The sequence below is a fragment of the Mycobacterium sp. NGS39 genome (assembly GCF_059812765.1).
Genome location: NZ_JCALDH010000010.1, coordinates 175,000 through 199,726, shown reverse-complemented (window position 1 = coordinate 199,726; position 24,727 = coordinate 175,000). Strand labels below are relative to the sequence as shown.

Annotated in this window: 20 protein-coding genes, 1 tRNA gene and 1 pseudogene; 10 read left to right on the top strand and 12 right to left on the bottom strand. The window is 65.4% G+C overall.

The features are described 5' to 3' along the window. Nucleotides 1–188: 188 nt before the first annotated feature. The 4 genes and pseudogenes from AC5Y39_RS16010 to AC5Y39_RS15995 form a co-directional block, all read right to left on the bottom strand. Entirely contained in the window at nt 189–986 is a 798-nt protein-coding gene (locus AC5Y39_RS16010; protein ID WP_500019205.1) for a hypothetical protein, read from the bottom strand. 174 nt (nt 987–1,160) lie between these two features. After that, a complete protein-coding gene (locus AC5Y39_RS16005) occupies nt 1,161–3,389 on the bottom strand; it encodes an MDR family MFS transporter (RefSeq protein WP_500018859.1) in 2,229 nt (742 codons plus the stop codon). Nucleotides 3,390–3,583: 194 nt separating this feature from the next. Next, nucleotides 3,584–7,654, bottom strand: a complete 4,071-nt coding sequence (locus AC5Y39_RS16000; RefSeq protein WP_500048262.1) for a beta strand repeat-containing protein — start codon at nt 7,652–7,654, stop codon at nt 3,584–3,586. A gap of 66 nt (nt 7,655–7,720) precedes the next feature. After that, a pseudogene (locus AC5Y39_RS15995) lies at nt 7,721–7,969 on the bottom strand (Ig-like domain-containing protein); the annotation flags it as partial. 556 nt (nt 7,970–8,525) lie between these two features. Between AC5Y39_RS15995 and AC5Y39_RS15990 the strand changes: the two are divergent. Then, a complete protein-coding gene (locus tag AC5Y39_RS15990; RefSeq protein WP_500018865.1) occupies nt 8,526–8,906 on the top strand; it encodes a hypothetical protein in 381 nt (126 codons plus the stop codon). 477 nt (nt 8,907–9,383) lie between these two features. Continuing rightward, a tRNA-Thr gene (locus AC5Y39_RS15985) sits at nt 9,384–9,459 on the top strand. A 492-nt stretch (nt 9,460–9,951) separates the two neighbouring features. Here the strand turns inward: AC5Y39_RS15985 and AC5Y39_RS15980 are convergent. Next, on the bottom strand, nt 9,952–10,638 hold the full coding sequence (locus tag AC5Y39_RS15980; RefSeq protein WP_500018867.1) for a hypothetical protein: 687 nt from the start codon (nt 10,636–10,638) through the stop codon (nt 9,952–9,954). Between the two features lie 117 nt (nt 10,639–10,755). Here AC5Y39_RS15980 and AC5Y39_RS15975 point away from each other — a divergent pair, with 117 nt between their 5' ends. Both AC5Y39_RS15975 and AC5Y39_RS15970 read left to right on the top strand, forming a co-directional pair. Then, entirely contained in the window at nt 10,756–11,475 is a 720-nt protein-coding gene (locus tag AC5Y39_RS15975) for a response regulator transcription factor (protein WP_500018869.1), read from the top strand. An 18-nt stretch (nt 11,476–11,493) separates the two neighbouring features. Continuing rightward, nucleotides 11,494–12,948 (top strand): sensor histidine kinase, encoded by a 1,455-nt coding sequence (locus AC5Y39_RS15970; RefSeq protein WP_500018871.1) that lies wholly within the window; start codon nt 11,494–11,496, stop codon nt 12,946–12,948. Here AC5Y39_RS15970 and AC5Y39_RS15965 read toward each other — a convergent pair. The 3 genes from AC5Y39_RS15965 to AC5Y39_RS15955 are packed head-to-tail and all read right to left on the bottom strand — an operon-like array spanning nt 12,936 to nt 15,602. Beyond that, complete coding sequence (locus AC5Y39_RS15965) at nt 12,936–13,340, bottom strand: HIT family protein (RefSeq protein WP_500018873.1); 405 nt, start codon at nt 13,338–13,340, stop codon at nt 12,936–12,938. The two genes, AC5Y39_RS15970 and AC5Y39_RS15965, sit on opposite strands and share 13 nt — an antisense overlap. Nucleotides 13,341–13,374: 34 nt before the next feature. Continuing rightward, nucleotides 13,375–13,818: a nuclear transport factor 2 family protein gene (locus AC5Y39_RS15960; RefSeq protein ID WP_500018875.1), complete on the bottom strand. Its 444-nt coding sequence runs from the start codon at nt 13,816–13,818 to the stop codon at nt 13,375–13,377. Then, complete coding sequence (locus AC5Y39_RS15955; RefSeq protein WP_500018877.1) at nt 13,815–15,602, bottom strand: N-acyl-D-amino-acid deacylase family protein; 1,788 nt, start codon at nt 15,600–15,602, stop codon at nt 13,815–13,817. Before AC5Y39_RS15955 ends, AC5Y39_RS15960 begins: the two co-directional genes overlap by 4 nt. 97 nt (nt 15,603–15,699) lie before the next feature. Between AC5Y39_RS15955 and AC5Y39_RS15950 the strand changes: the two genes are divergently transcribed. Together AC5Y39_RS15950 and fadD1 are read left to right on the top strand one after the other, a co-directional pair. Beyond that, nucleotides 15,700–16,314: a TetR/AcrR family transcriptional regulator gene (locus AC5Y39_RS15950; RefSeq protein ID WP_500018879.1), complete on the top strand. Its 615-nt coding sequence runs from the start codon at nt 15,700–15,702 to the stop codon at nt 16,312–16,314. Then, the gene (fadD1, locus tag AC5Y39_RS15945; protein ID WP_500018881.1) at nt 16,307–17,884 is read left to right on the top strand and encodes a fatty-acid--CoA ligase FadD1; all 1,578 of its coding nucleotides are present in this window, start codon (nt 16,307–16,309) and stop codon (nt 17,882–17,884) included. The genes AC5Y39_RS15950 and fadD1 overlap by 8 nt, the downstream gene beginning before the upstream one ends. On the opposite strand, the gene AC5Y39_RS15940 is transcribed toward fadD1, so the two are convergent. After that, on the bottom strand, nt 17,881–18,645 hold the full coding sequence (locus AC5Y39_RS15940) for an enoyl-CoA hydratase/isomerase family protein (protein WP_500019207.1): 765 nt from the start codon (nt 18,643–18,645) through the stop codon (nt 17,881–17,883). The two genes, fadD1 and AC5Y39_RS15940, sit on opposite strands and share 4 nt — an antisense overlap. After that, nucleotides 18,642–19,526 carry an SDR family NAD(P)-dependent oxidoreductase gene (locus tag AC5Y39_RS15935; RefSeq protein ID WP_500018883.1) on the bottom strand — a complete coding sequence of 295 codons (885 nt, stop codon included), beginning with the start codon at nt 19,524–19,526 and terminating at the stop codon, nt 18,642–18,644. Before AC5Y39_RS15935 ends, AC5Y39_RS15940 begins: the two co-directional genes overlap by 4 nt. A 304-nt stretch (nt 19,527–19,830) precedes the next feature. Here AC5Y39_RS15935 and manT point away from each other — a divergent pair, with 304 nt between their 5' ends. The 3 genes from manT to mmpH are packed head-to-tail and all read left to right on the top strand — an operon-like array spanning nt 19,831 to nt 22,900. After that, entirely contained in the window at nt 19,831–21,084 is a 1,254-nt protein-coding gene (manT, locus tag AC5Y39_RS15930) for an MMP alpha-(1->4)-mannosyltransferase (protein ID WP_500018885.1), read from the top strand. After that, complete coding sequence (locus tag AC5Y39_RS15925) at nt 21,078–21,836, top strand: class I SAM-dependent methyltransferase (protein ID WP_500018887.1); 759 nt, start codon at nt 21,078–21,080, stop codon at nt 21,834–21,836. The genes manT and AC5Y39_RS15925 overlap by 7 nt, the downstream gene beginning before the upstream one ends. Further along, nucleotides 21,833–22,900 (top strand): MMP endo-(1,4)-3-O-methyl-alpha-D-mannosidase, encoded by a 1,068-nt coding sequence (gene mmpH / locus AC5Y39_RS15920; RefSeq protein WP_500018889.1) that lies wholly within the window; start codon nt 21,833–21,835, stop codon nt 22,898–22,900. The genes AC5Y39_RS15925 and mmpH overlap by 4 nt, the downstream gene beginning before the upstream one ends. On the opposite strand, the gene AC5Y39_RS15915 is transcribed toward mmpH, so the two are convergent. Beyond that, the gene (locus AC5Y39_RS15915) at nt 22,893–23,543 is read right to left on the bottom strand and encodes a class I SAM-dependent methyltransferase (RefSeq protein WP_500018891.1); all 651 of its coding nucleotides are present in this window, start codon (nt 23,541–23,543) and stop codon (nt 22,893–22,895) included. The genes mmpH and AC5Y39_RS15915 overlap by 8 nt on opposite strands. Before the next feature lie 82 nt (nt 23,544–23,625). On the opposite strand from AC5Y39_RS15915, the gene AC5Y39_RS15910 reads away from it, so the two are divergent. Beyond that, nucleotides 23,626–24,201: a TetR/AcrR family transcriptional regulator gene (locus AC5Y39_RS15910; RefSeq protein WP_500018893.1), complete on the top strand. Its 576-nt coding sequence runs from the start codon at nt 23,626–23,628 to the stop codon at nt 24,199–24,201. 96 nt (nt 24,202–24,297) lie between these two features. Here AC5Y39_RS15910 and AC5Y39_RS15905 read toward each other — a convergent pair whose 3' ends face one another. Continuing rightward, a complete protein-coding gene (locus AC5Y39_RS15905) occupies nt 24,298–24,717 on the bottom strand; it encodes a nuclear transport factor 2 family protein (protein ID WP_500018895.1) in 420 nt (139 codons plus the stop codon). Nucleotides 24,718–24,727 lie beyond the last annotated feature (10 nt).

The window sequence follows — 24,727 nt, the reverse complement described above, 5'->3', positions numbered from 1 at the left end:
CGAGGCACTGACCGCCTAAACCATCAACTCGAAGAATCACACAACGACGCCATACACCACGTCTATGGACTTGACCGCTCAGTGAATCTGCTGATGCCGGGCCAGCCAGACCGATCGCTGCTAACCAGCAGCAAACCATGGGAGACCTGTGAACCGGCGGCTTGCCGCGAGATGCGGTTCGGGGCGGCTCACCGGATGCACAGGCCGCGCCGTCGTACCCACAACTCGGCCGCCAAGGTTCCGCCGACCCAAACGGCGAACGCAACCGCAAGGTGTACAAGGCTTTTGGTGTGGCGACCGAGAATCGGGCCGACCGCGGCAGGCAATTCGTTCCACAGCACGCGGTGTTCCACCGAGCCGGTCGGGTCGGCGACATAGAAGACCAAGTAAGGCAACAGGATTGCGATGATCCATGCGCTGGTGCGGCGCACGTCGCGGCGCTGACGCCACCGGCGAAGCAGCGGCTCGGCGGACACGGGATGTAGCACTGAGATGAGATTGCCAACTCCCAGCCAGGTCAGGATCGGCACGGCCACGTTCGGCACAGTGACGGCCAACCGGGCCGGGCTCTCTAAGCAGAGGGTCAATGTTGCGGCGGCCGCCAAGGTGGGCACACCGACGAGCAACAGCAGCGCCAGGTTCTTCAACACCAGCACCCGCCACAGCGGCACCCCGTGGGCCAGGCTGGTACACACCCGGACATGGTCGGCGCCGATCACATTGGTGGTGGTGACATCGGCGAGGATGAAGGACGAGAAGTAGATGCCCATCAGCATCACCCAGTCGTGATGCCGATGGGGCCGCAGCGGTTGCACCAGGAGCCATGCCGCGGCCAGAAGCAAGTTGGCGCCGACCCCTGCCAGCCAAGTGCGAGGTGGGGTGAACGCCCACCGGATCTCCTCGAGAACCAGGGCAGGCCGCAGTGCGCCGGTGAGTTGTTGCGCGGCCCGGGTCGCCGCGGCGGGACGAGGTGCTGATGCCCGCATCACCCTCTGCATCACCGCGCGCAGAGCCGGCAACGTACCAGTGCTGCTGCTCCCCATGTCCCTCCGCCCGGCTCCTCATGCGGCGCAACGTGTCTCACGTCGTGCCGCCTCGGCACATTAGAGGTCGCTGATCTCGGCTACCTATCGGCGAGCTGAAGAAATGCTGTGAGAACGCTAGCGCCACCGGCTTCGCGGCGGCGGTGGGCCCGGCTGCGGCCGGGCGGGCGGTGGCGGGCCGCCAGTGTCCTTGCGCGGCGGGCGAATTCGTACCGGCCGGGTCGGCGCGTTGCCCAACGGGCTGGGAGCCTGGCTCTGGATGCGACGGGTGGGCGCGTTCGGGGAGCCGGGCGAGACGCGCATCCGGAACGGACGTGTGCGGTCGTCGGTCCAGTCCCGCTGCACCAACACGTTCTGTGAGATCCGCTCCAAAGCGGTGTGAACGCGCTGGCGATCAGGTCGTCCCTCGAACTCCGACGACCAGGCAAGCTGGTCGGTGAGCCAGCCGACCAGGCTCTCGCGGACGTATTCGATTTGGCGGGCACCCATCGGAGTCAGCCAGAAGCGGTCGCCGGTTTGCTGTGCGTAACCGCCGGCGACGAGCTGGTGGAACGGAGGCTCGACCACTTCACGCGGTATCCGGAAGTGCTCGGCGATATCGCCCAGCCGTGCCTCACCGGCGGCTTGGGCGAAGCGGTAGATCTGAAGCAGGGCCCACAGCCGCGGGACATCCAATTCGCTTCCGGGCCGGCTGGCCAGCGTACGCAGCTGAACGCCGGAGGCTTGGCGCAAGAGTCGACCGACCGCATGCTCGAGCACTTGCTGCGACGACTCGTTGGTGGGCATCGCGAAGCCCTCACCAATGTCCGTGCTATGGCCGACGGCGGTGTTGCGCAGCGGCACCTGCTTGAGGAAGAGAGCCAACACGAATCCGACGACGGCAACTGGTGCGGCACAAAGGAAGACGAGATCGAGTGCGTCGGCGTAGGCGCCGATGATCGGGGCGGCTGCTGGATGGGGCAGCTTGTGGAGCGCTTCCGGCGATTGTGCGGCGACCGGCGGTGCGCCGCCAGCGCTGAGCGCGGGACCGATCCGATCCGACAGGAAGTTGGCGAACAGCGAGCCGAAAATGGCTGCGCCGAAGGAGCTGCCGATGGTGCGGAAGAACGTCACCCCGGAGGTGGCCACCCCCAGATCGGCGAAGTCGACGGTGTTCTGGACGATCAGGATCAGCACCTGCATGCACATGCCGATCCCGGCGCCTAGCACCAGCAGGCTCAGTGACTGTTCGAGCGCCGAGGTGTCGGCGTCCATTCGGGACAGCAGCAGGAACCCGACGGCCATCACCGCGGTGCCTGCCACCGGGAAGATCTTGTAGCGTCCGGTGCGCCCGACGATCACGCCGCTCGTCATCGAGGTGACGAGCAGGCCGGCGACCATAGGCAGGGTGCGCAGTCCAGACACAGTGGCCGACACTCCGTCGACGAACTGCATATAGGTAGGCAGGAACGTCAACGCGCCCAACATCGCGAAGCCCACCACGAACGACAGCACGCAGCACACCGTGAACACGGGGTCGGCGAACAACCGAATAGGAAGGATCGGTTCGGTCGCCCGCAATTCCACGAACACGAACACCGCCAGCGCGACCGCCGAGCCGACGAAGAGCCCGATGATCACCGGGGAAGACCAGGCGTACGTGTTGCCGCCCCAGCTGGTGGCCAATGTCAAGCCGGTAGCGGCCAACCCGACGAAAGCGATGCCCGCGTAGTCGATCACGGGCCGCGCGGTACGGCCCAGCGCCGGAATGGAGGCGACGGCGACTGCGATCACCACCGCGCCGATGGGGACGTTGATCCAGAACGCCCATCGCCAACTCAGATGGTCGGTGAAGAAGCCGCCGAGCAGCGGCCCGATGACAGTGGTGACGCCGAACACCGCTCCAAGTGCGCCTTGATAGCGCCCGCGTTCACGCAGTGGAATGACCTCGCCGATGACCGCGGTGGCGGTCACCATGATCGCGCCGCCGCCGACGCCCTGCAGTGCGCGTGCGCCCACCAGCATGGCCATCGACCCGGCGACGCCGCAGAGCACCGACCCGATGAGGAAGAACAGCACGCCGGTGATGAAGACGGTCTTGCGGCCGAACAGGTCTCCGAGCTTGCCGACGATGGCGGTGACGATCGTCGAGGCCAGCAGATAGCTCGTCACCACCCACGACTGGTGCCCGGCGCCACCCAAGTCGGCGACCACGGTGGGCAGGGCCGTGGCCACGATCGTCTGGTCCAAGGCAGCCAGCAGCATGCCCAGCAAGATCGCGACGAAGATCACGTTGCGCCGCGGCCCAGCGACTTGGCCGGAGTGCGGCTGCGAAGCGGGGCGCTCGCGCGGGGTCTCTGCGGTCATGGGTTTCTCCTGGTGCTGCGCGGCATGCTCGGCGACGGCATCGCCGGCCCGCGCCGATCCTGCAGCCAAGGTACCCGCCGGGTGTACACGCGAAGACTGCCGGTGCGGGCGCTACCGCTTCAGTAAGCCAGTCCGGCGCCGCTCCTCACAGGCAGGAGAAGACCCGCTGGGCGTGACCGATGAACACCCGGACGCTACTGGGTGGTGCCAATCTGCGGCATGCTTGTGTATTCGCGACCGCCGATGACGAACACCGGATGTTGGTCGTTACCATTTTGTTGGGCTATCTCATTCCAGTCCGAAATCAACTGCACCTGGCCGTTCACGATTTTGACGCCCTGGATTATCCGCTTGCCGGTCGTTTCGGCTGTCACGAATTCACCCACGTCGCCACGCGCGCCTTGCGCCCACTGGAGATAGGCAAGTGTCATCGACGCCCCTTGGCCGATATAGGGCGAGCGGATACGCATCTCCTCGTCATAGTTTCGAATCATTTCGAAATCGTCGACTTGCTCTTGCCATGGCTCAGAGTCTTCTGTGGGGATTTCGTTGTTGAAAATGAACCCGCCGACTTCCCCATCCGGGTCGGTCCTGGCGTGGAACAGGTCAGTGGGGAAGGTGCCCGGCGCGAACGCGGCAACGCTGTATTCGATCCAGGGCTTGTTCGGGTCGGCCGGTGGGAAGTCTTGTTCGACGGTGATGCTATCGCCGAGTTGCATCTTTCGGTACCCGATGACGAGGGGGAAGCCCTCCTCTTTTTCTCCGGCGTCATGCAGCAGCACAATGGCGTAGATTTCCGGATTGACGGGCAGATTTGTTGCCGGGTCAGTGGGCCAGTCACTCGGATCCAGACTCGAAACACGCGTCCAATTCTGAGTGACACTAAGCCATTCGCCGGTGGCATCGTCCTTCTTCCAATTGAACTCATTGACGTCCATGAGACTCTGGACCGAATAGTTGCCGCCGGAGTCAATCGCGCCTGGGAGGGCCATGAACTCGTCGCCGCGCAGCGGTAATGGGTCAGGTGCGGGCTGAAATCCAGTCGGCAGGATGGGCGCGCTTACCGGGATATATGTCGTGTGGCCCTGGCTGTCAGTCGCGGTCACGACGAACCCTGCGTATATCGGCCTGTTGGCGTCCTCGGCCAACTGCCGTCCCGCGGCGTTGGGCGTGAACACGACGGTGCCGTTAGGAGTGACCCCCACGTCACCGATCGGTGAACTGGTCGAGCCGCCATAGGTCACCGTGCCCTGTCCCGGCTGCTTCGGAGTGATCGTGATCTGTGTGACGCTCGTCGACGTGTTGGTCGGGTTCCTGGTGACGTCGAAAGGACTAGGCGGAAGCGATGCGCCCGGCGCCAAACTCACCTGCGTACTCGGGCCGTTTGTGCCATTGGCATTCGTGACGGTCGTCAGCAGCACCGTGCCGTCTTGACCGATGGCCACAGCAGGCCCATATCCGGCCGGGGCGCCGCTGACCGTCTCGACTTGCGTTGCGCCAGCGAGGGTTATCCCCCAGACCGTGGTGGTGGCCGTCCCGGTACTAGCGTTGCTGCTGGTAACCGTCACATAGCCTGAGCCGTCGTCGTCGAACGTCACGGCGCCGGCTAGATGGCCGTCACTGCTCGTCACGGTGCCGACGACGTTCCCACTTGGGTCGATGGCGGTCGCGACGACACCCGGACCGTTCGCCAGCAGATACGCCGTTCCGTCCGGGCCGACCGCTAGCCCGGTCGGGGTGCCTGCAATGGGATCGCTTTCCTGGTAAGTCGCGAATCCGTCCGTCGAGGTGCGCACAACCACGCCGTCTTGGGTCTGGACTGCCGCATACGCCGTGCCGTTATCGCTGAAAGCCAGGTTCGTCGCTGAGCGGGCGGCAGTCATGTCGATGTGGAACGGAAGCACGCGCTTCTGGCCGACGGCTGTGATGACGGCCGAGACATCCTCATTGTTCTCGCGGTAGTTGACGTAGATGTTGTTGTCGCTTCCGATGACGGAGTCGACGCTAAAAGGCAAGTCTCCCAGCGGAACAACGCTGAGGCTGGCGTTGGGTCTGGCGACGATCAATGTATCGCCGCTGGGGCTTTCGTCAACCATGTACATCGTGCCGTTGGCCGCAGTACCGAGCGGCTGAGTGAAGAAGCCGCGAGGCGCAAACGCTGGGCTGCTCACCACACCGGGGTTGATCACCGAAATCCGGTATTGGCTGGAGTCAGCGACACTTTGCGTCACCAGATATGCGGTGCCATCGGGAGCAACCGTGATGGGAATGTCCGTCGGGAAGTCGCCCGCAATCTCGCGCGTGGTGTAGCTGCCGCTGGAGTTGAATACCAGGACCTCAGTGTGCCCGTCGGTCGCGTTGGTTTGCTGTGCCGTCGCCACGTACACGACACCGCCCGGTCCGACACCCATGGTGTTCGCCGTGAAAATCGATTGCGGCGCAGTCATTGTCCGAACTGCTCCACTTGCATCGATGACAAGGACCGTCACCGAGGCGGTTTGTGGATCGGAACCCGTCACCTGCAATGCCGCCAGACTGCCGTCCGGTCCGGCAACCGGATTCGTCGAAATATCCTTTGCCACAGCAGGTCCCGCGGACAAGGGCACCACTTGCGTGTGGACTACACCCTGTTCGTCGGTGTAAGACCCAAGCAGATATGCGCGCTGGTTGTCTGCATCCGCGCCGAATGTGCCCGAGCCGATCGGGTTCTGAACAGTTGTCGTGCTCGTGACAGTCGCACCGTTGATGATGCGTACGACGGCGGTACTTCCGCCGTCATCGGACGAAACGATCGCTATGCCTCCGTCGGTGCGCGCGATCGGAGACTGGGCGTCACCCGTGAAAACCTCGGTGCTGCCGATCAATGCGCCGGAAGGTTGGTAGGCCACTACCAAGAAGGTGGTGTTTCCTTGGGCGTCTTGGCGGTAGATTGGCTGGTAGACGATGCCGGTGGAGCCGACCACAGCACTACCCAGCGGCGAGCCGGCAATCGGTGAGGGGTTGTTCGAGGCCACCGGAGCTGCGATGTCGACCTGCACAGAGAACGAGGTGGTGCCGCCGGTGTGCCCGTCGTTGGCCGTCACCGTGAAGGTGTCGTGCTTGGCGCTGTCGGGTGCATTGGGCGCGCCTGCGGCTGTCCGGGCTTCGGCGGTGGGTGTGTACGTGAAGGTGCCGTTGGCGTTGACCGACAACGTACCTTTGCTCGTGCTTGTCGGGCCGCTGTAGACGGGGCTGTCGCTGTCGGCGTCGTCGGTGACGATGGTTCCGGTGACTACGCCGGTCGACGTATTCGTCTGTGCTCCAACGATTCTGCCGTTAGTCGGCACACTATTTTTCGGACTGATAGTCACCGAGACCGGCACGGCAAGGGTGCCGCCGTGGCCGTCGTCGGCAGTGACGGTGAAGGTGTCGGTCTTCGCTGAGGCCGGTGCGTTGAGTGCGGACGCATCGTGGCGTGCTACCGCGTTGGGCGTGTAGGTGTAGCTGCCGGTGGGGTTGACGACGACGGTGCCCTTAGGTGTGTTTGTGGGTGCGCTGTAGGTCAGGGTGTCGCGGTCGGCGTCGGTTGCAGTGACTTTTCCGGTGACCACACCGGACGAATCAGGTTGGCCTGCAGTGGCCTTGCCGGACGTCGGGTTGGCGTTCTTGGGTGTGATCGTCACCGGCACGGTGATGTTGGTGGTCGCACCGTATTTGTCTTTGACCGCGATGGTGAACGTGTCGGTGCCGGTTCCAGGCATACCGGTGGCCGCAGCGTGGCGCGCTGCGGCGGTGGGGGTGTAGGTGAACGCGCCGGTGCTGCTGACCGACACGGTGCCCTTGGTCGGTTTGGTGGCGAGGCTGAACGTCATTTTGTCCTGGTCGGGGTCTTCGGCGGTGGCGATGCCCTTGATCGCGCCGGTGCTGCCGCTCGGCGTCCCGAGGTCGTAGCTGCCATTGATCGGGGCTGCGTCGCGCGGAGCGATGGTCGGGCTGATCGTGACGGTCTTGGTGCCGCCGTGCCCGTCGGTGATGTTCACGGTGAATTTGTCGGTGGCGGGCTTGATGCGCGCGGCATCGCGCGCCGGCGCGGTCGGGGTGTAGGTGAACGAGCCGTCGTTGGCGACCAGCAGGGTGCCGTTGGTGGAGGTGGAAGGTGTGTAGGTCAGGGTGTCGCCGTCTTTGTCGCTGGCGGTGATTTTTCCGGTCACGATCCCGGTGACCGGATCGGGTTTGGGGGTGTTCACCGTTGCGGTGGGTGCGGTGTTGGCCGGCTTGATCAGCACATCGTTGACTGCGACGTCATAGGTTCCGCCATGCCCGTCGTCGACGCGGACGGTGAACGAGTCAGTCTTGACAGTGTCGTCGGCGGTGAGGGCCGCGGCGGCGTGGCGGGCCGCGGCGGTGGGGGTGTAGGTGAACGAGCCGGTCGAGGTCACATTCACGGCGCCTTTGGATGGCGGGTTCACCACGGTGTAGGTGAGCTTGTCGCGGTCGGGATCGCTGGCGGTGATTTTGCCGGTGACCGTGCCGGTTGAGCTGGGCGCGTTGGTCTTCACCGTCGCGGTCGGTGGGTTGTTGGCGGCGAGCGCGGCGGCCATCGGCGCCGCCGCCAACGCCGACATCGTGTTCACGGACTGGCCGGTGGTCACCGGTTCTCCCGCCGCGGCGGTGGCGGCGCTGCGCTGGGTGGCGCTGGCTTGGCCGAATCGGGTTCTGGCTGCAGCCAGCAACACCCACGCCGCCGGTGAATCCACCGGCGCTCCAGGTGCGGTTCCCAACAGCCCGGCCAACACGGTTCCGACCAGGTTGACCGGTGTCGCGGTGAACCCGGCCAGCGCCTGGGGCTGGCCGGTCCCAGCAGGCGATGCGGCAACCGTCTCTTCGGCGGCGGTGTTGAACGACACCGACGGCTGCACCTCAGCATTCACCAGGGTGCGTGTCGCGGTGAGGTTCGAAGCTTTCAGCGGAGCGTCCGCACTAGCAGGAGCCGACAATGTGGAGCCGACAACCGCCAGTGCCGACGGAGTGGCCGCAGGCTTTTCCGGGGCACCAAAATTGTTGGCGTAGAGACGTCGTCGTGAATTCGGAGAACCCAGGGGAGGCGCCAGTTTGGCTGCGGGCGCGTCGAGTCGTGAACTGTTGTCTTGCCCCGGCGTGGATCCCCCGGAGTTGCGCACCGTCACAATTCCGTCGCTGAGCGTCGTTTCCGACGAGGGCGCGCTTGTGGAACCCGTCGTGGGCTTTCCGGTCGATGCCGGGCCCGTGGCGGTTGTCGCATCAGTCCTGGCCGCTGCGGTCGTGTTGGATGTGGTGGACAACGGCGACTTCGTCGATTCCCCGATTCCTGCGGGGCTGTTCGCGACCGGCGTGCCGGTGCTGCCGTCGTTCGTCTTGGTGTCGCTGGAGGTGGTGGTCGTGTCGGTGCCGTCGCTGCTGGCGGGACTGGCCCACGCGACCCCTGGTGAGGCGGCTACCGCGGCTCCGATTCCCAAAGCCACCGCTAGCGCGCCGACACGCCCGATGTATCGGGCGTAACCCGTTGCGCCGTTCCGGAGACTGAACGGTGGGGTCGAAGCCATTGCGCACTCCTCTGCGTTGCGTTTACCACTTCGCTGACCGGAATGGCGCTTGACCCGACCGCCGCCGCAAACTTCTTTACAGCTGGCGGTCATCAAATCCTCAGGAAACTGTCAGCATTGATGCAATGTAGTAGCGCAGGCTGACTTCCGCTGGCAAACGGATAGTCTGGGGACTTAAGTCCTTGTGGCGTCAACTAAACGCCCACCGGGAATTAACGTTGTTGTTAGCAAAACCGCGGCTAGATTGATGTCAAGCGACCACAAGGCAAACTCGAGGTTGCTGAGATTGACCGCACCCGGAGTTGAAAAGGCAACAATCGGAGACGGCTCAAGGCCGGGGCACTGCGCCTCGCTCGGCTGCAGGATTGGCCGCGCGCAGTCGTACTCGGACACTGCGTCGTAGAATCGCGCAAGACTTACCGAGTCAACCGTTGCCGCGTTAGCTCAGTTGGTAGAGCGTCGCCCTTGTAAGGCGAATGGCGAGAGTTCGAGTCTCTCACGCGGCTCCAAGTACCTGACTTCCTGTCGGCCTTGCAGGCTAGCTTCCCCCGCATGACGGCTTGCCGTGAATGCGGAAGGGATCTGGAAGGCCATCGCCCAAAGGTCTTCTGTACCAACACATGTCAGCAGACATACCAGCGCCGCTTGCTCCTGGAGGCTTGGCTCGAGACGGGAGTCTGCGGCCGCCCGTCGTACCAAGGCCATTACGTCCGGGAGTACCTATACGAAGTGCAGCGTGGATGCCGTGCGATCTGTGGCATCGAGAGCGAGTGGAACGGCGCACCGCTCGCGTTCATCCTCGACCATGTCAACGGCGACGCAACCAATAACCATCGGGAGAATCTACGGCTCATCTGCCCAACCTGCGACAGCCAACTGCCGACGTTCAAGGCGAGGAATCGCGGGCACGGTCGGCATTACCGGGGTCAGCGGTACATCCAGGGCCAGTCGTACTGAGAGCTTCGGGCCGCCGAAAGGGCTGCCCGGCTTTGCGGCTCGCGTCAGCGCCCGTCGTCGCTTTCGATGATGCGTTCCGACGGCACCACCGGCCGTGGCCTGCGGGGCCGCGGCCGCAAAGAAAACCGGTCGGCGATGTTGGTCAGCGGGCTCGTCATCGAGCTCAACGATTCGACCGCGTCGCGCAACATGTCGACCGTCGGCGACAGGGCTTCCAAGTTCGGCGCCAACCGGTTCATCGTCTCGGCGACGAACGCGATCTGCTCCAGCGGGCCGTTGCGGGCCGTCAGCATGTCGATCAGGCCGCCCTTGGCCATCAGTCGTTCGAGCAAACCGTCCTCGGACAGCAGCCTTTCCACCAAGCCTTCTTCGGCGAGCAGCTGGTCCACCAGTCCGCCCGGCGCCACGGCGCGTTCCAGTACGCCGCCTTCGGCCATGATCCGCTCGATCGGACCGCCGGGCCGCATCAGCTGATCGATCGGACCGCCCGGCGCCAAGGCCCGGCCCAGCGGTGCGTTGTCGTCGAGCATGCGGGCCAGGCGGTTTGCCTTCTCGATGGTCGAGTCGATGTTGAGGAGACCGACTGACCCGGGCGTTTCCCCCGCATCGCCCAGCGACTTGCGTGCCAGCCCGACGCCGAGGCTGGCCGCGGAAAGGCTCGCGTTGGCAGCAGCCAAACCGATTTTCGCCGGCGCGATGAAGACCGTCGCCAACCGTTTGCTCAGGTCCATGGTCGTAGTCTAGGCACTTGACGGGTGGTTCCCCCGAAGGCGCCGTGAGCCGAACTCACAGGAACATCTCAGCCAAGCGGCAGCTTTCCGTCATCCGGAGGGTGAAGATTGTCCCGCATGAGCGCGGCAGCCGTACCAGATTCGCAACCTGAAGCCAAAGTGTTGGTGGTCGACGATGAGACCAACATCGTCGAGCTGCTCTCCGTCAGCCTGAAGTTCCAGGGCTTCGAGGTCCATACCGCCTCGAACGGCCCGGCCGCCCTCGACCGGGCCCGTGAAGTCCGGCCCGACGCGGTGATCCTCGACGTGATGATGCCCGGAATGGACGGCTTCGGTGTGCTGCGCCGGCTCCGCGCGGACGGCATCGACGCTCCTGCCCTCTTCCTCACCGCACGAGATACGTTGCAGGACAAGATCACTGGATTGACCCTCGGCGGCGACGACTACGTCACCAAGCCGTTCAGTCTCGAAGAAGTGGTCGCCCGCCTGCGAGTGATCCTGCGCCGCGCCGGTAAGGGCAGCGACCAGCCCCGCACCGCGCGGCTCACGTTTGCCGACATCGAACTCGACGAGGAAACCCACGAGGTCTGGAAAGCCGGCGAGCCGGTGTCACTGTCGCCGACGGAGTTCACGCTGCTCCGGTATTTCATGATCAATGCCGGCACGGTGCTGAGTAAGCCGAAGATTCTCGACCACGTGTGGCGCTACGACTTCGGCGGCGACGTTAACGTCGTCGAGTCGTACGTGTCGTATCTGCGGCGCAAGATCGACACCGGGGAGAAGCGCCTGCTGCACACGCTGCGCGGAGTCGGATACGTCCTTCGTGAACCGCGCTAGGGGCGGACAATAAGGGCCATGCCCGTCCAGCGCCCACGAGGTGTCCCCCTTCGGGTCAGCCTCGTGGCCGCCATGCTGCTGCTCGTCGGCTGTGGCTTGCTGGCTTCCGGCATCGCCGTCACCTCGATCCTGAGCCACAGCCTGATGAACCGCGTGGACCAGACGCTGATGGAAGCGTCTCGGGGCTGGGCGCAGGCGCCCCGACGGCTGCCTCCGCCTCCGCTCGGCGAACCCAACCCTGCCCGGCCGCCGTCGAACTTCTACGTGCGCGGCATCGGACCCGACGGCCGGACCTGGATGGCCATCAACGACCGCGATGCCGAACCGGCCCTGCCCGACGACAACGACGTCGGCGACCAGCCCGTCACCGTCGGCTCTGTCGACGGATCCAACACGCAATGGCGGGCCGTGACCGTGCCCGGCAACCGCGGAGAACTGATCACCGTCGCCATGGACCTCTCCGACGTCCAGTCGACAGTCCGAGCGTTGACCTGGTCGCAGGCAGGCATCGGCCTGGCCGTGCTGCTGGTGCTGGGCATCGCGGGATACGTCGTCGTGCACCGCAGTTTGCGGCCACTTTCCGAAGTGGAGCAGACCGCAGCGGCGATCGCTGCGGGGCAACTCGATCGCCGGGTGCCGCAGCGTGACCCCCACACCGAAGTAGGTCGACTTTCGTTGGCGCTCAACGGAATGCTCGCGCAGATTCAGCACGCGGTGGCGGCGTCGGACCAGTCGGCCGCACAGGCCCGCACCTCCGAGGAACGGATGCGGCGTTTCATCACCGACGCCAGCCACGAGCTGCGCACGCCGCTCACCACCATCCGCGGGTTCGCCGAGCTTTATCGGCAAGGCGCCGCGCGTGACGTCGAGATGTTGATGTCGCGCATCGAAAGCGAGTCTCGCCGAATGGGATTGCTCGTGGAGGACCTGCTGTTGCTGGCACGCCTGGACGCGCAGCGCCCGCTCGAGCAGCACCGTGTGGACCTGCTCGCGTTGGCCACTGACGCCGTGCACGACGCCCAGTCGATAGCGCCGAACCGCCGCATCAAGATGGAGGTGTTCGATGGTCCCGGCACGCCGGAGGTGATCGGCGACGAGGCCCGGTTGCGCCAGGTGCTGAGCAACCTGGTGTCCAATGCGCTGCAACACACTCCCGACACCGCAGCCATCACCGTGCGCGTGGGCACCGAAGGGGACGACGCGGTATTGGAGGTCATCGACAAGGGGCCCGGCATGAGCGAGGACGACGCACAGCGGGTGTTCGAGCGGTTCTACCGCGCGGATTCGTCGCGCGCCCGGGCTAGCGGCGGCACCGGCCTCGGGCTGTCGATCGTCGATTCACTGGTGTATGCCCACGGCGGCACCGTCGCCGTCGTCACCGCGCCCGGCGACGGTTGCCGGTTCCAGGTTCATCTGCCCCGGATCGCCGACGTGGCCGCGCCGGATGTGCCAGAGCCGGCTCAGGTCAGTTGAGCCAGTGCCTCTTTGATCTTCGCTTGCGCCTCGTCCAGCGATTCCGGTGACGGGTCGCGGTCGACGTTCGCGAAGCCGAAGTCGGTGAGGTTGTAGGCGGGGAACACGTGTACGTGCAGGTGCGGCACCTCGAGCCCGGCGATGATCAGCCCGGCGCGCTCGGCACCGAACGCCTTGCACACCGCCTTGCCGATCAACTGCGCCACACCCATCACCTTGTTGAAGGCCTCAGGCTCGACTTCTTGCCACTGGTCGATTTCCGCCCGCGGCACCACTAGCGTGTGGCCCTGTGTCATCGGCTGAATCGTGAGGAAGGCGACGGTCTCGTCGTCCTCGTACACGAAGCGTCCCGGCAATTCGCCATTGATGATCTTGGTGAACACAGTCGCCATGGGCACGAGCATAGCGACGGCCAGAGGTCGCCGATCAAATCAAGTCGGCCGCGTCGAACACCCATGACGTGTCTGCGGTCGCGAGCCGCTCCAGCCAGTCCGGCGGCGCCTGGGCAGTCAGTGTGCCCATGTCCCAGTAGTCCTTCCACAGTGTGACTCTGCCGTCGCGCACCCGGTGCACGGACACAAAGGGCAGCACGGCGATTTCGCCGCTGGGCCATGTCCACGTCTCCGAGTGCTCGTACATCGCATCCACCCCGTTGGTAACCAGCAGCCCGTCGTGGTTGACGTAGTCAGACAACGGTTCCAGGCCGATCTTCAGCCGCTTGACGATGTCGACGGGACCGCGGGCGGCGGCCGTCGGGCCCACCGGCATGTCGACGTAGATGCAGTCGTCGGAGAGGAATGTCTGCACCGCATCCCAATCACGCCGTGAAAGTGCCTGCCACAGGCCGAGAATGGCGCCGTCGACGCTCATACGGCGGCCGATATCGGTTCGGCGCTGACAGCCGGCGGGGCGGACGCGGCGCCCGCTCGCAGGAAGCTGCCGGTGCGCTGCTTGCTGACGATGTCAGTCGCCTTGCCGTTGAAGAACACTGCCTGCCCGGCGACCAGCACCGCAGTCACGGTGTCGTCGTTGCGATTCACCATCCGCGACAGCCCGGCGTACTGCTCTACTTTCTCTTCCGCGTACTCGTCGAGAGAGGCGTCGAGACGGCTCGGATCGATCACGACGACGTCGGCGCGGTCGCCGACACGCAAGTGCCCGGCGTCGAGCTGGTACCAGTCCGCCAGCTCACCGGTAAGCCGATGCACCGCTTGCTCGACCGACATGAACGGTGTCCCACCGGTTTCAGCGTCACGCACATGGCGCAGCAGCCGCAGGCCGAAGTTGTAGAACGCCATGTTGCGCAGATGCGCGCCGGCGTCGGAAAAGCCCATCTGGATGCCGGGATCGCGCGCCAGCTTCTTCAGGACCGCCGGACGATGGTTGGAAATCGTTGTGCGCCAACGCAGTGCGGTGCCGTGCTCGAGCACGAGGTCGAGGAACGCGTCTACCGGATGCACACCGCGCTCTTTTCCGACCTGGCCGAAGGATTTGCCGGTCAGCGACGCGTCCGGGCAAGTCACGATCTCGGCGTCGAAGAAGTCGCGGTGCCAGACCCGTGGACCGTACTTGCTTTCGTAGTCCTTGCGGAACTGCCGCCGATAATTCTCGTCACGCAGCAGCCGATTGCGTGCGACTTCCTCCTGCAGGTGCAAAGCGGCTGCGCCCGAGCCGAATTCCTCGAAGATCACCAAGTCGATCCCGTCGGCATACACCTCGAACGGCACCGGGAGATGCTGCCAGCGGAAGTTTCCACCGAGCGCGTTGATCATCCGTGCCACCGGTCCCATCGCGTGGATGACGACGGGGTTGGCCTTCACGTCGGCGGCCGAGAGCAGGCTGGTCTTCAGCGGCTTGCGGATGATGCCCAACGACTGGGCCAACTGCGAGCCCAGGTTCAGGGGGTTCTGAATGTCCGGTCCGGACTGCAGGATTCGGCCCCGCTGGCGCAGCAGCGACTTCAGCCGGCGCAGCTCACGCGGTTTGGCGTGCGTCGACGGCAGGGTGCGTGAGCGGCAGGTGTCGCCGTCGAGTTTGTCGAAAAGCAACTGCTGGCTTGACATCCCGACGAATCCCTCGTCGAGCGCCTCAGACAGGATGGCCTCCATCCGGGCTTGCTCGGTGTTGGTGGGCCGGACATCTTTGCGGGTCGCTCGGTCCAGCCCCATCGTTGCCGCGCGCATGTCGGAATGGCCGATGAACGCCGCCACGTTGGGTCCGAGCGGAAGCGATTCCAGAGCTGCGACGTATTCGCCGCAGTTCCTCCACGACTTGTTGTTCTCGACCGCGCGGATGACGTGCTCCCGGGGAATGGCTTCGACGCGGCCGAACAGGTCGCCCGCCACGACCCCGTCGACGTGAACGGTCGACAGGGAGCACGAGCCCAGTAGCACCGTCGTCACGCCGTGGCGCAGTGACTCCGACAGCGACGGGCCTTCGAGGACCTCGATGTCGTAGTGGGTGTGGATGTCGATCATGCCGGGCAGCACCCACTTGCCCGAGGCGTCGATCACCCGCGTACAGCCCGTCTCGTCGAGCGGGTGCGGGGTGATCGCGGCGACGCGGCCGTCGCGGATCCCGATGGTGCGGATCGCCGACGGCCCGCCGGATCCGTCGAACCAGCGGCCGTTGCGGATGATCGTGTCGAAGGTCACCACGACATACAAGCGTCTGGATCGACATGCGTCAAGATCCTTTGACGCGCGTCAAATGGGCCGCTAGCGTGACCTCAGCTCGTGGAAAGGGGAACACGTGCGTACGCCGACCGACCGCCGGCCGCCGCCGCGCAGTGACCAGCGCCGCGTCGCGATTCTGGAGTCGCTGCATCACCACCTGCAGGAGTCGAGCTTCGACTCCATCAACATCGCCGACATATCGCGCCGGGCAGGGGTCACCCGTTCGGCGTTCTACTTCTATTTCGAGAACAAGGCCGCTGCCGTGGCGGCACTGATGGAGCAGATGTACGACGACGCGTTCGTCGCCACCGATCTGCTCTCTGCACCGGACACCACGCCCCAGCACCGGATCCAAGCAATGACCGACGCGCTGTTCGACACCTGGCAACGGCACCGGTATCTGTTCCAGGCGATGCTGGAAGCCCGCGCCAGCAGCGCCGCGGTCCGCGAGATGTGGGACAGCGACCGGCAGTCGTTCGTACCGGCCGTCGCCGCGATGATCGAGGCGGAACGGCGGGCCGGCCGCGCGCCCGATGGACCGGACGCGGCGGTGCTCGCCAGCATGCTGTTGGAATTCAATGATCGTCTGCTCGAGCGGCTGACCGTCGGCGGCGCGCTGTCGTCCGACGAACTCAAGGCGGGCGCCGTGGCGATCTGGCTACGCACGATCTACGGGAACGTCCATGAGTGACACTGTGCAGCAACTCCTTCGAGCCCGCATGAACGACGACACGGTCGCGGTGAAGTACAAGGATCAGCAGTGGACATGGCGTGAGCATCTGAGTGAGGCGGCCCGCGCTGCAGCTGCGCTGCTTTCCATCGCCGACCCCGGCCGCCCGATGCATGTGGGCACGTTGCTGGGCAACACCCCAGACATGCTCACGCAGATGGCCGCCGCCGGGCTGGGCGGCTACGTGTTGTGCGGCATCAACACCACTCGCCGCGGTGACGCGCTGCTGGCCGATATGCAACGGGCCGACTGCCAGGTTCTGGTCACCGATGCCGCGCACCGGCCACTTCTCGACGGACTCGACCTGACCGGGATACGTCTGCTCGACACGTCGACTCACGAGTGGCGACGGCTCGTCGACGGTGCCGGAGAGCTGCGCCCGTGCCGCGAGACGGCTGCGATGGACACCTACATGATGATCTTCACCTCCGGAACCAGCGGCGACCCCAAAGCGGTTCAGGTGTCGCACTTCATGGTTCTGATGGCGGGACAGGCTCTGGTGGACCGCTTTTCGCTCACACAAGACGACACATGCTACGTGTCGATGCCGTTGTTTCACTCCAACGCCGTGGTGGCCGGTTGGGCGGTGGCGTTGGTCAGCGGTGCGGCGATCGCACCGGCGAAGTTCTCCGCATCGAACTTCCTGCGCGACATCCGCCGTTATGGCGCGACCTATATGAACTACGTCGGCAAACCGCTGGCCTATGTGCTGGCCACTCCGGAACAGCCTGACGACGCCGACAATCCGCTGCGCGTCGCGTTCGGCAACGAGGCCAGCGACCGCGACATCGAGGAGTTCCAGCGGCGGTTCGGCGTCGAAGTGTGGGACGGTTTCGGTTCCACCGAGAACGCGGTGATCGTGACGCGTGAACCCGATACTCCGAAAGGCTCGATCGGCAAAGGATTTCCGGGGGTGGCGATCTACAACAGCGAGACGCTTCGAGAGTGCCCGGTCGCGCGGTTCGACAAAGACGGCACGCTGGTCAATGCCGACGAAGCCATCGGCGAACTGGTGAACACCGAGGGCACTGGCTTCTTCACGGGCTACTACAAAGACGACACGGCCAATGCCGAGCGCACCCGGCACGGCATCTACTGGTCGGGCGACCTCGCCTACCGCGACGCCGACGGCTGGATCTATTTGGCGGGGCGGACCTCGGACTGGATGCGCGTCGATGGTGAAAACCTCGCCGCCGCGCCCATCGAGCGAATCCTGTTGCGGCTACCCGAGTGTAGCCGTGTCGCGGTGTACGCGGTGCCCGACGAGAACGTCGGCGACCAGGTGATGGCCGCCATCGTGCTCAAGGACGACGCAACGCTGACACCGTCGGCGTTCGAGGAGTTCCTTTCCCAGCAGCCCGACCTGTCACCGAAGGCCTGGCCTCGATATGTCCGCATCACAGCTGATTTGCCCAGCACCGCCACGCACAAGGTGCTCAAACGCGCCCTGATCGAGCAGGGCGCCACCGCCGGCGACGGCCAACTGTGGGTCCGCGATGCCCGCGGTACGGCCTATCGCCGAAGGGACTAACGATCCGACTGCCCGCGCGATGCGAATTGCTGCAGCGCAGCGGCATTAGCCGCCGCACCGACCAGTTCGACGAAGCATGCCTTCTCGCGTTCGATAGCGGCATCGATCTGTGGGCGCAGCGGCGCCGTCATGGTGGTCTTGACGGCGATCAAGCTCGGAATCGGCTTGGCCGCAAGCAGTTCCGCATGCCGGTAAGTCTCACTGAGCAGGCCGGTGGGCTCACAGACCTTCCAGACCAGGCCCATCTCGTGCGCTTCTGTAGCGCTGATCCACTCCGACGACAACAGAATCCAGGCGGCGTTCTGGCGGCCCACCTGCCGCGGCAGCAGGTACGACGACGCGGCCTCCGGCGCAACGCCCAGGCTCGTGAACGGGCACTTCAGTCGCGCGTCGCTGGACATGAACGCCAGATCGGCGAAGCCCAAGATCGTCGCGCCGATCCCGACACCCACACCGTTGACGGCACATATCAGCGGCTTGGGGAACGCGGCCAGTGCGTCGAGCATGGTGAAAAAGCCATGCTGGCCGCCGTTGCCGCGCGGGTTGGTGATGTTCTGCTGCATCTCGACTAAGTCGGCACCCGCGCTGAACGCTCGTCCGGCGCCGGTGATCACGACGACGCCGACGCCAGGGTCCTCGGCCGCAGCCGAAAGTTCCTGTGCCACTTGGATATACAACGCTTCGTTGAACGCGTTGAGCGCCTCGGGGCGGTTCAGTGTCAGCGTGCGGACGCGGTTGTTGTCGGAGACGAGCAGCATCAGTGCGACCTCTCTGGATTGACCATGGTGTGCAGTTCGCTCAGTGACCACGGCGGTGAGTCGGCGTGGTCGCGGTAGCCCAGCACTGTCGGCGCGGGCCGGTCGAACCTGCCGGCGAAACCGCCTGAGGCGATGAAGATCTGACCGGTGACACCCGCGGCCATGTCACTGGCCAGGTATGCGTAGATCGGCGCCGCGTACTCGGGCGGCGGGGCGTCGAGTGCAATATGGGCCGCCGCGTCGTCGAGCAGTCCGCGCCGCTGCAGCCCGGCGATCTGGTTTTCGTAGTCACGACCGCTGGACAGCCGCGTCTTGGCGCCCGGGCAGACGACGTTGGCGCGCACGCCGTGTTCTTTGAGTTCGGCGGCAATCGCGAGGGTCAGCCCGTTGACGGCGCCTTTGCCTGCCGGATAGCCGGTGCCGCCGTAGTCGCCGAGGAACGCGAACGAGCTCGTGTTCACAATCGTGCCGCTGCGTTGGGCGGCCATCTTCGGCGCTGCTGCGCGACAGGTGTGGAAGACCGTCCACAGGTGCGCGTCGAGAAGCTCGGCGAACTCGGCGGCGGTGACGTTCAGGATCGACGACCCGGGTGGTTCCGGGATGCCGGCGCAGTTGACAAGGACGTCGATCCGGCCGAACTCGCGCTCGCAGGTGGCGAGCAGCTCGTTTGCCGTCGCTTCGTCCGAAGGCGAGCCGGCGTGGGCGACGGCGCGGCTGCCGCTTCGAACGATCGACGCGGCGGTGCTTTCGGCCGCCTCGGGGTCGCGGCCATTGACGACGACGCTCGCGCCGCACCGGCCGAGGAGTTCGCAGACGGCCTTGCCTATCCCACGGCTACCGCCCACCACCACCGCGGCGCGGCCCGCCAGCAGGCGTTCGTCCATCTCTGCCGCTCCCGTCGCGCGTTGCGCCCATGTGGGTGCCGAACTATAGTCCGGACACATGTCCAGCTACCGTCCGAGTCTCGCATGAGCGCGTCGGCTCCGCGCACAGCGCCCGCGTTGGGCGGTGCGGACGCGGCGGCCGGCGACCGTCTACTCTGATGGTGTCGGCTTGCGACCTGCTGAGATGCCCCTGCGCCACCCGCGGCCGGATCACCGCACGTCATATGGCAGATTCGAGTCTCGAAGATGCGAGAGCGCTGCCGACAGCGCACCGAAGTCGGGCGAGCGAACGGAAAGAGTGAGTATGCGGATTGCCTTGTTGTCGTATCGCAGTAAGACGCACTGCGGTGGGCAGGGAGTCTACGTCCGGCATCTCAGCCATGGGTTGGTGGAGCTCGGCCATGAGGTGGAGGTGTTCTCCGGTCAGCCCTATCCGGAACTGCTCGACCCGCGGGTGCGCTTCACCGAAGTGCCCAGCCTCGACCTCTACCGCGAACCCGACCCGTTTCGGGTGCCCTGGCCCAACGAGATTCGCGATCGGATCGACCTTCTGGAGTTGGTGACGATGTGGTCGGCCGGTTTCCCCGAGCCGCGCACGTTCAGTCTGCGCGCCGCTCGGCTGCTCGCCAAGCGGGCCGGTGACTTCGACGTCGTCCACGACAACCAGAGCCTCGGCACCGGGTTGCTCAAAATCGCCGCCACGGGGCTGCCGGTGGTGGCCACCGTGCATCATCCGATCACCCGCGACCGGATCCTGGATATGGCCGCGGCATCCTGGTGGCGAAAGCCGTTGGTGCACAGGTGGTATGGCTTTTTGAAAATGCAGCAGCACGTCGCCCGTCAGATTCCGGAGCTGCTGACCGTGTCGTCGTCGTCGGCCACCGACATCGCCACCGACTTCGGGGTGTCACCAGATCAGCTGCACGTCGTTCCCCTGGGCGTCAACACCACGTTGTTCAAACCCTCAGCGGCACCGCGCCGGCCGGGCCGGATCATCGCGATCGCCAGCGCTGACATTCCGCTCAAAGGTGTGGCGACGCTGCTGCAGGCGGTGGCGAGGCTGCGCGTCGAGCGTGACCTCGAACTTCAACTGGTCGCCAAAGTCGAGCCGAACGGCCCCACGCACAAGCTCATCGCAGAACTCGGGATCTCCGACATTGTCCACGTCACCAGTGGACTGCCGGACGAGGAACTTGCCGCGTTGTTCGCCTCCGCGGAAGTGGCGTGCATACCCTCGCTGTACGAAGGGTTTTCGCTGCCCGCGGTGGAAGCCATGGCCAGTGGCACGCCAGTAGTGGCCAGCCGGGTGGGCGCGCTGCCCGAAGTGCTGGGCACCGACGGCACCTGCGCCGAATTGGTGCCGCCTGCCGACGTCGGCGAATTGACCCGCGCGCTAGGTGCACTGCTGGATTCCCCGCACAAGCGGCGCAGCCTCGGTGAGGCCGGCCGCCGCCGTGCCCTCGAAGTGTTCAGCTGGGAATCGGTGGCTGCGCAGACCGTGCGTGTGTACGAACAGGCGATCGCCAGAGTGTCCGGTAGAAGGAATGATGAATGCTGACAGTGGATTTCGACCGGCTGGGGATCGGGCCGTCGACCAAGGTGATCGACGTGGGCTGCGGTGCGGGACGGCACGCCTTCGAGGCGTACCGGCGTGGCGCAGACGTCGTGGCGTTCGACCAGAACGCTGATGAGGTTCGCGGCGTCCAGGAGATCCTGACCGCGATGGCGCAGGGCGGTGAGGCGCCGCCGAGCGCCAAGGCCGAGGCGGTGGTGGGTGACGCCGCGGCCCTGCCGTATGCCGACGAGACGTTCGACTGCGTGATCGCATCGGAGATCCTCGAGCACATCCCTGACGACGACGCGGCGATCGCCGAGCTGATCCGTGTCTTGAAAGTTGGTGGCACGCTTGCCGTTACAGTACCGCGCTGGTTTCCCGAGCAGGTGTGCTGGTGGCTTTCGGATGAGTATCACAGCAACGAGGGCGGCCACGTGCGCATCTACCGGGCCAGCGCCCTGCGCGAGAAGTTCGCTGCGGCCGGTCTGACCCTCACGCGTACGCATCACGCGCACGGTTTGCACTCACCGTTCTGGTGGCTCAAATGCGCAGTGGGGGTGTCGCGTCCGCAGCACCCTGCGGTGGCCGCTTATCACAAGATGCTGGTATGGGATCTGACCCGGCGACCCGTGATCACCCGGGCGGCCGAAGCGGTGCTCAATCCGCTGGTGGGAAAGAGTGTGGCCATGTATTTCGTCAAGCCGCAGGAAGCGCGGGTCCTTGCCGGCCGGGCAGACAACCGGGGCACCGCATGAGGCGCAGTCACGAGTTGCCGTGTGTACCAGGCGTTCTCACCGAGGAGCAGTGCAGGCAGACGGCGCTGTCGATCGCGTCCGCGCAGGAGTCGTCGGGTGCGATTCCGTGGTTCCCCGGCGGGCACACCGATCCGTGGGATCACGTGGAATGTGCGATGGCGCTGACCGCCGCGGGTCTTTTCGGGCCGGCGCGGGCGGCGTTCGAGTGGTGCCGCCAGATGCAGCGCCCGGATGGCTCGTGGCCCATCCAGCTGAGGGGCGGGGCTATCGAGGACGCGAACAGCGACAGCAACTTCTGCGCGTACATCGCGGCGGGGGTGTGGCACCACGTGCTGGTCACCGGTGACCGAGGTTTCGCCACCACGATGTGGCCGGTGGTCAGCGCCGCGATTAACTTCGTGCTGGATCTGCAGATCGGGTATGGCGAAATCTGTTGGGCACGAAGCGAAATCGGCCCAGTGCCGGAGGCGTTGCTGACCGGCTGTGCGAGTGTATTCCACAGCATGAGGTGCGCGTTGGCGCTCGCCGATTTCCTCGGTGAGCCGCAGCCGGAATGGGAAGTTGCCGTCGGCCGGTTGGGCCACGCGATCGTCGCGCACCCGGATGCGTTCCAGGAGAAGGACCGTCACTCGATGGATTGGTACTACCCGATCCTCGGCGGCGCACTGCGTGGTCCGGCTGCCACCGCCCGAATCGAGCGGCGCTGGAGGGATTTCGTCGTCACAGGTTTGGGAGTGCGCTGCGTCGCCGACCGCCCGTGGGTGACCGGCGCTGAAACCTGCGAGCTGGTGATGGCGTTGGATGCCATCGGCTATCGCGGCGCGGCTATCGAGCAGTTCACGGCGATGCAGCATCTGCGTGAGGAAGACGGATCGTATTGGACCGGGCTGGTGTTCGCCGACGGCAAGCGGTGGCCGGAGGAGCGGACCACATGGACGGGCGCCGCGATGATTCTTGCCGCGGAGGCATTGTCGGGCGCCACTCCCGCCAGCGGCCTGTTCCGCGGCACCGATCTGCCGCTGGGCCTGCAAGCCGACTTCGACTGCGTCTGCGTGACTACGTGACGTCGTCGCCGGCGTGCCCGCCCGTCCGCTCCAGGACCCGCAGCGAGCCGGTCGCCGACACTTGCTGGAATTGGCCGGAATCGATTGCGCGGCAATAGATGTGGTACGGCGCCTGACCACCCTTGTCGGGATTGGGATATACGTCGTGGATGATCAGCGCGCCGCCGCGGGTGACCCACTTCGCCCAGCCGTCGAAGTCCGCCCTGGCGGCCGCTTCGCTGTGGCCCCCGTCGATGAACACCATCTGCAGCGGAGTGGCCCAGCCCCTGGCTACGGTGGTCGACTTGCCGACGACGGCAACCACATGGTCGTCGAGGGCTGCCGCGTCCAGAGTGCGTCGCAGTGTCGGCAGCGTGTCGAACCGGCCGGTGACCGGATCGACCATCGACGCGTCGTGATATTCCCAGCCCGGCTGGTGTTCCTCGGAGCCGTGGTGGTGGTCGACGGTGTACAGCACACTGTTTCGCTGTTGTGCGGCGGCACCGAGCAACAGCGTGGATTTGCCGCAGTAAGTACCGATTTCCACGCCGACACCGTCGCGCAGGTACTGCAGCGCCGCCTCGTAGAGCGCACGGCCCTCGTCAGCCGGCATGAATCCGGTGACTTGGTCCGCAAGGGCGAAAAGCTGCTGGGTGTCGGTCATGTTCTCAACTTAACGCCTGGTTCGGTCGGTCGGGTGGCAGGGCGATTGCTGGCATGGGCGTGATGCAGTAGTGTCTGGACACGTGTCCGACTCGGTGTCCAGGGAGTCGACCCGACGCCGGCTCACGGCCAAACAGGCCGACACGATCCAGCGCTTGAGCAACGCCGCGCTGGCCGTTCTCGCGCGAGAAGGCTTCGGCGGCTTGACCATTCGCTTAGTGGCGGCGGAGGCGGGCGTTGGGGCAGCGACCGCCTACACGTACTTCTCGTCGAAGGAGCACCTTGTCGCGGAGGTGTTCTGGCGCCGGCTGGCGTCGTCGGCGCCTGAGCCGCATGACGGCCAGCCGCCGGTGGAGCGGGTGGTCGCGGTGCTGCGGGACATTGCACTTCTGGTGGCCGACGAGCCGGAGTTCGCCGGTGCGGTGACCAACGCTCTGCTGGGTCGAGATCCCGACGTCGAGCATCTGCGTGACCGCATCGCGCGGGAGATTCGCGGGCGCTTGGTCGACGCGGTGGGCCCGGACGCAGAGCCGGGCTTGGTCGAGGCACTCGAATTGCTCTACACCGGCGCGCTTGTGCACGCCGGCATGGGTTACGTGACGTATTCCGAGATCGCCGACCGGTTGGAGCGATCCGCCCGCAGGCTGTTCCCGGCATAGGGCGGATAGCGCGTCATGGGTGGCCGCGAGCGTGCGCGGGTGTACGCGACACGCCGGTGCGCAGGTGTGCAGACATGCACGCTCGCGGCAGAGAGTTCAGTCCTTCGAGACCTGCATCATGTCCATGTTCCAGTAGCCGCGCAGGTTCGTCAGCAGACCGGCGTCGTTGACGCGGTAGGTGAAGACCCCGCGCACGGTGGTACTGAAACCGTCGAACTTGTTGTGCAGCAACAGAACATGGGCGATCTCGCGGGGCGAGCTGGAGGGGAAGGTCTCCTCGCAAGTAATGGTGGCCTTGCTGCGGCCGATCGTGTTGTCGAAGAACTCGCCGACAGCAGCCTTGCCCCGCACACCTTTTCCGTCAGGGTTGGTGACGGCCTCACCGATCGGGTCTTCGATGAGGACGTCGTCGGCCATCAGCGCCAGCCAGCCTTCGCGGTCACCTGCTTGTACGCAGCGCCACGACGCTTGCGACGCCGTCAGCGCCGGAGAGGCCGCAGTCACATTGTCGGACATCGGATCACCT

Excerpts from the sequence above, each read along its gene's own strand:
- AC5Y39_RS15975 (WP_500018869.1), top strand. The coding sequence starts at position 10,756 with ATGAGCGCGGCAGCCGTACCAGATTCGCAACCTGAAGCCAAAGTGTTG.
- AC5Y39_RS15915 (WP_500018891.1), bottom strand. The coding sequence starts at position 23,543 with ATGACCGACACCCAGCAGCTTTTCGCCCTTGCGGACCAAGTCACCGGA.
- AC5Y39_RS15980 (WP_500018867.1), bottom strand. The coding sequence starts at position 10,638 with ATGGACCTGAGCAAACGGTTGGCGACGGTCTTCATCGCGCCGGCGAAA.
- AC5Y39_RS16010 (WP_500019205.1), bottom strand. The coding sequence starts at position 986 with ATGCGGGCATCAGCACCTCGTCCCGCCGCGGCGACCCGGGCCGCGCAA.
- AC5Y39_RS16005 (WP_500018859.1), bottom strand. The coding sequence starts at position 3,389 with ATGACCGCAGAGACCCCGCGCGAGCGCCCCGCTTCGCAGCCGCACTCC.
- mmpH (WP_500018889.1), top strand. The coding sequence starts at position 21,833 with ATGAGGCGCAGTCACGAGTTGCCGTGTGTACCAGGCGTTCTCACCGAG.
- AC5Y39_RS15960 (WP_500018875.1), bottom strand. The coding sequence starts at position 13,818 with ATGAGCGTCGACGGCGCCATTCTCGGCCTGTGGCAGGCACTTTCACGG.
- AC5Y39_RS15905 (WP_500018895.1), bottom strand. The coding sequence starts at position 24,717 with ATGTCCGACAATGTGACTGCGGCCTCTCCGGCGCTGACGGCGTCGCAA.
- AC5Y39_RS15970 (WP_500018871.1), top strand. The coding sequence starts at position 11,494 with ATGCCCGTCCAGCGCCCACGAGGTGTCCCCCTTCGGGTCAGCCTCGTG.
- manT (WP_500018885.1), top strand. The coding sequence starts at position 19,831 with ATGCGGATTGCCTTGTTGTCGTATCGCAGTAAGACGCACTGCGGTGGG.
- AC5Y39_RS15925 (WP_500018887.1), top strand. The coding sequence starts at position 21,078 with ATGCTGACAGTGGATTTCGACCGGCTGGGGATCGGGCCGTCGACCAAG.
- fadD1 (WP_500018881.1), top strand. The coding sequence starts at position 16,307 with ATGAGTGACACTGTGCAGCAACTCCTTCGAGCCCGCATGAACGACGAC.
- AC5Y39_RS15935 (WP_500018883.1), bottom strand. The coding sequence starts at position 19,526 with ATGGACGAACGCCTGCTGGCGGGCCGCGCCGCGGTGGTGGTGGGCGGT.
- AC5Y39_RS15965 (WP_500018873.1), bottom strand. The coding sequence starts at position 13,340 with ATGGCGACTGTGTTCACCAAGATCATCAATGGCGAATTGCCGGGACGC.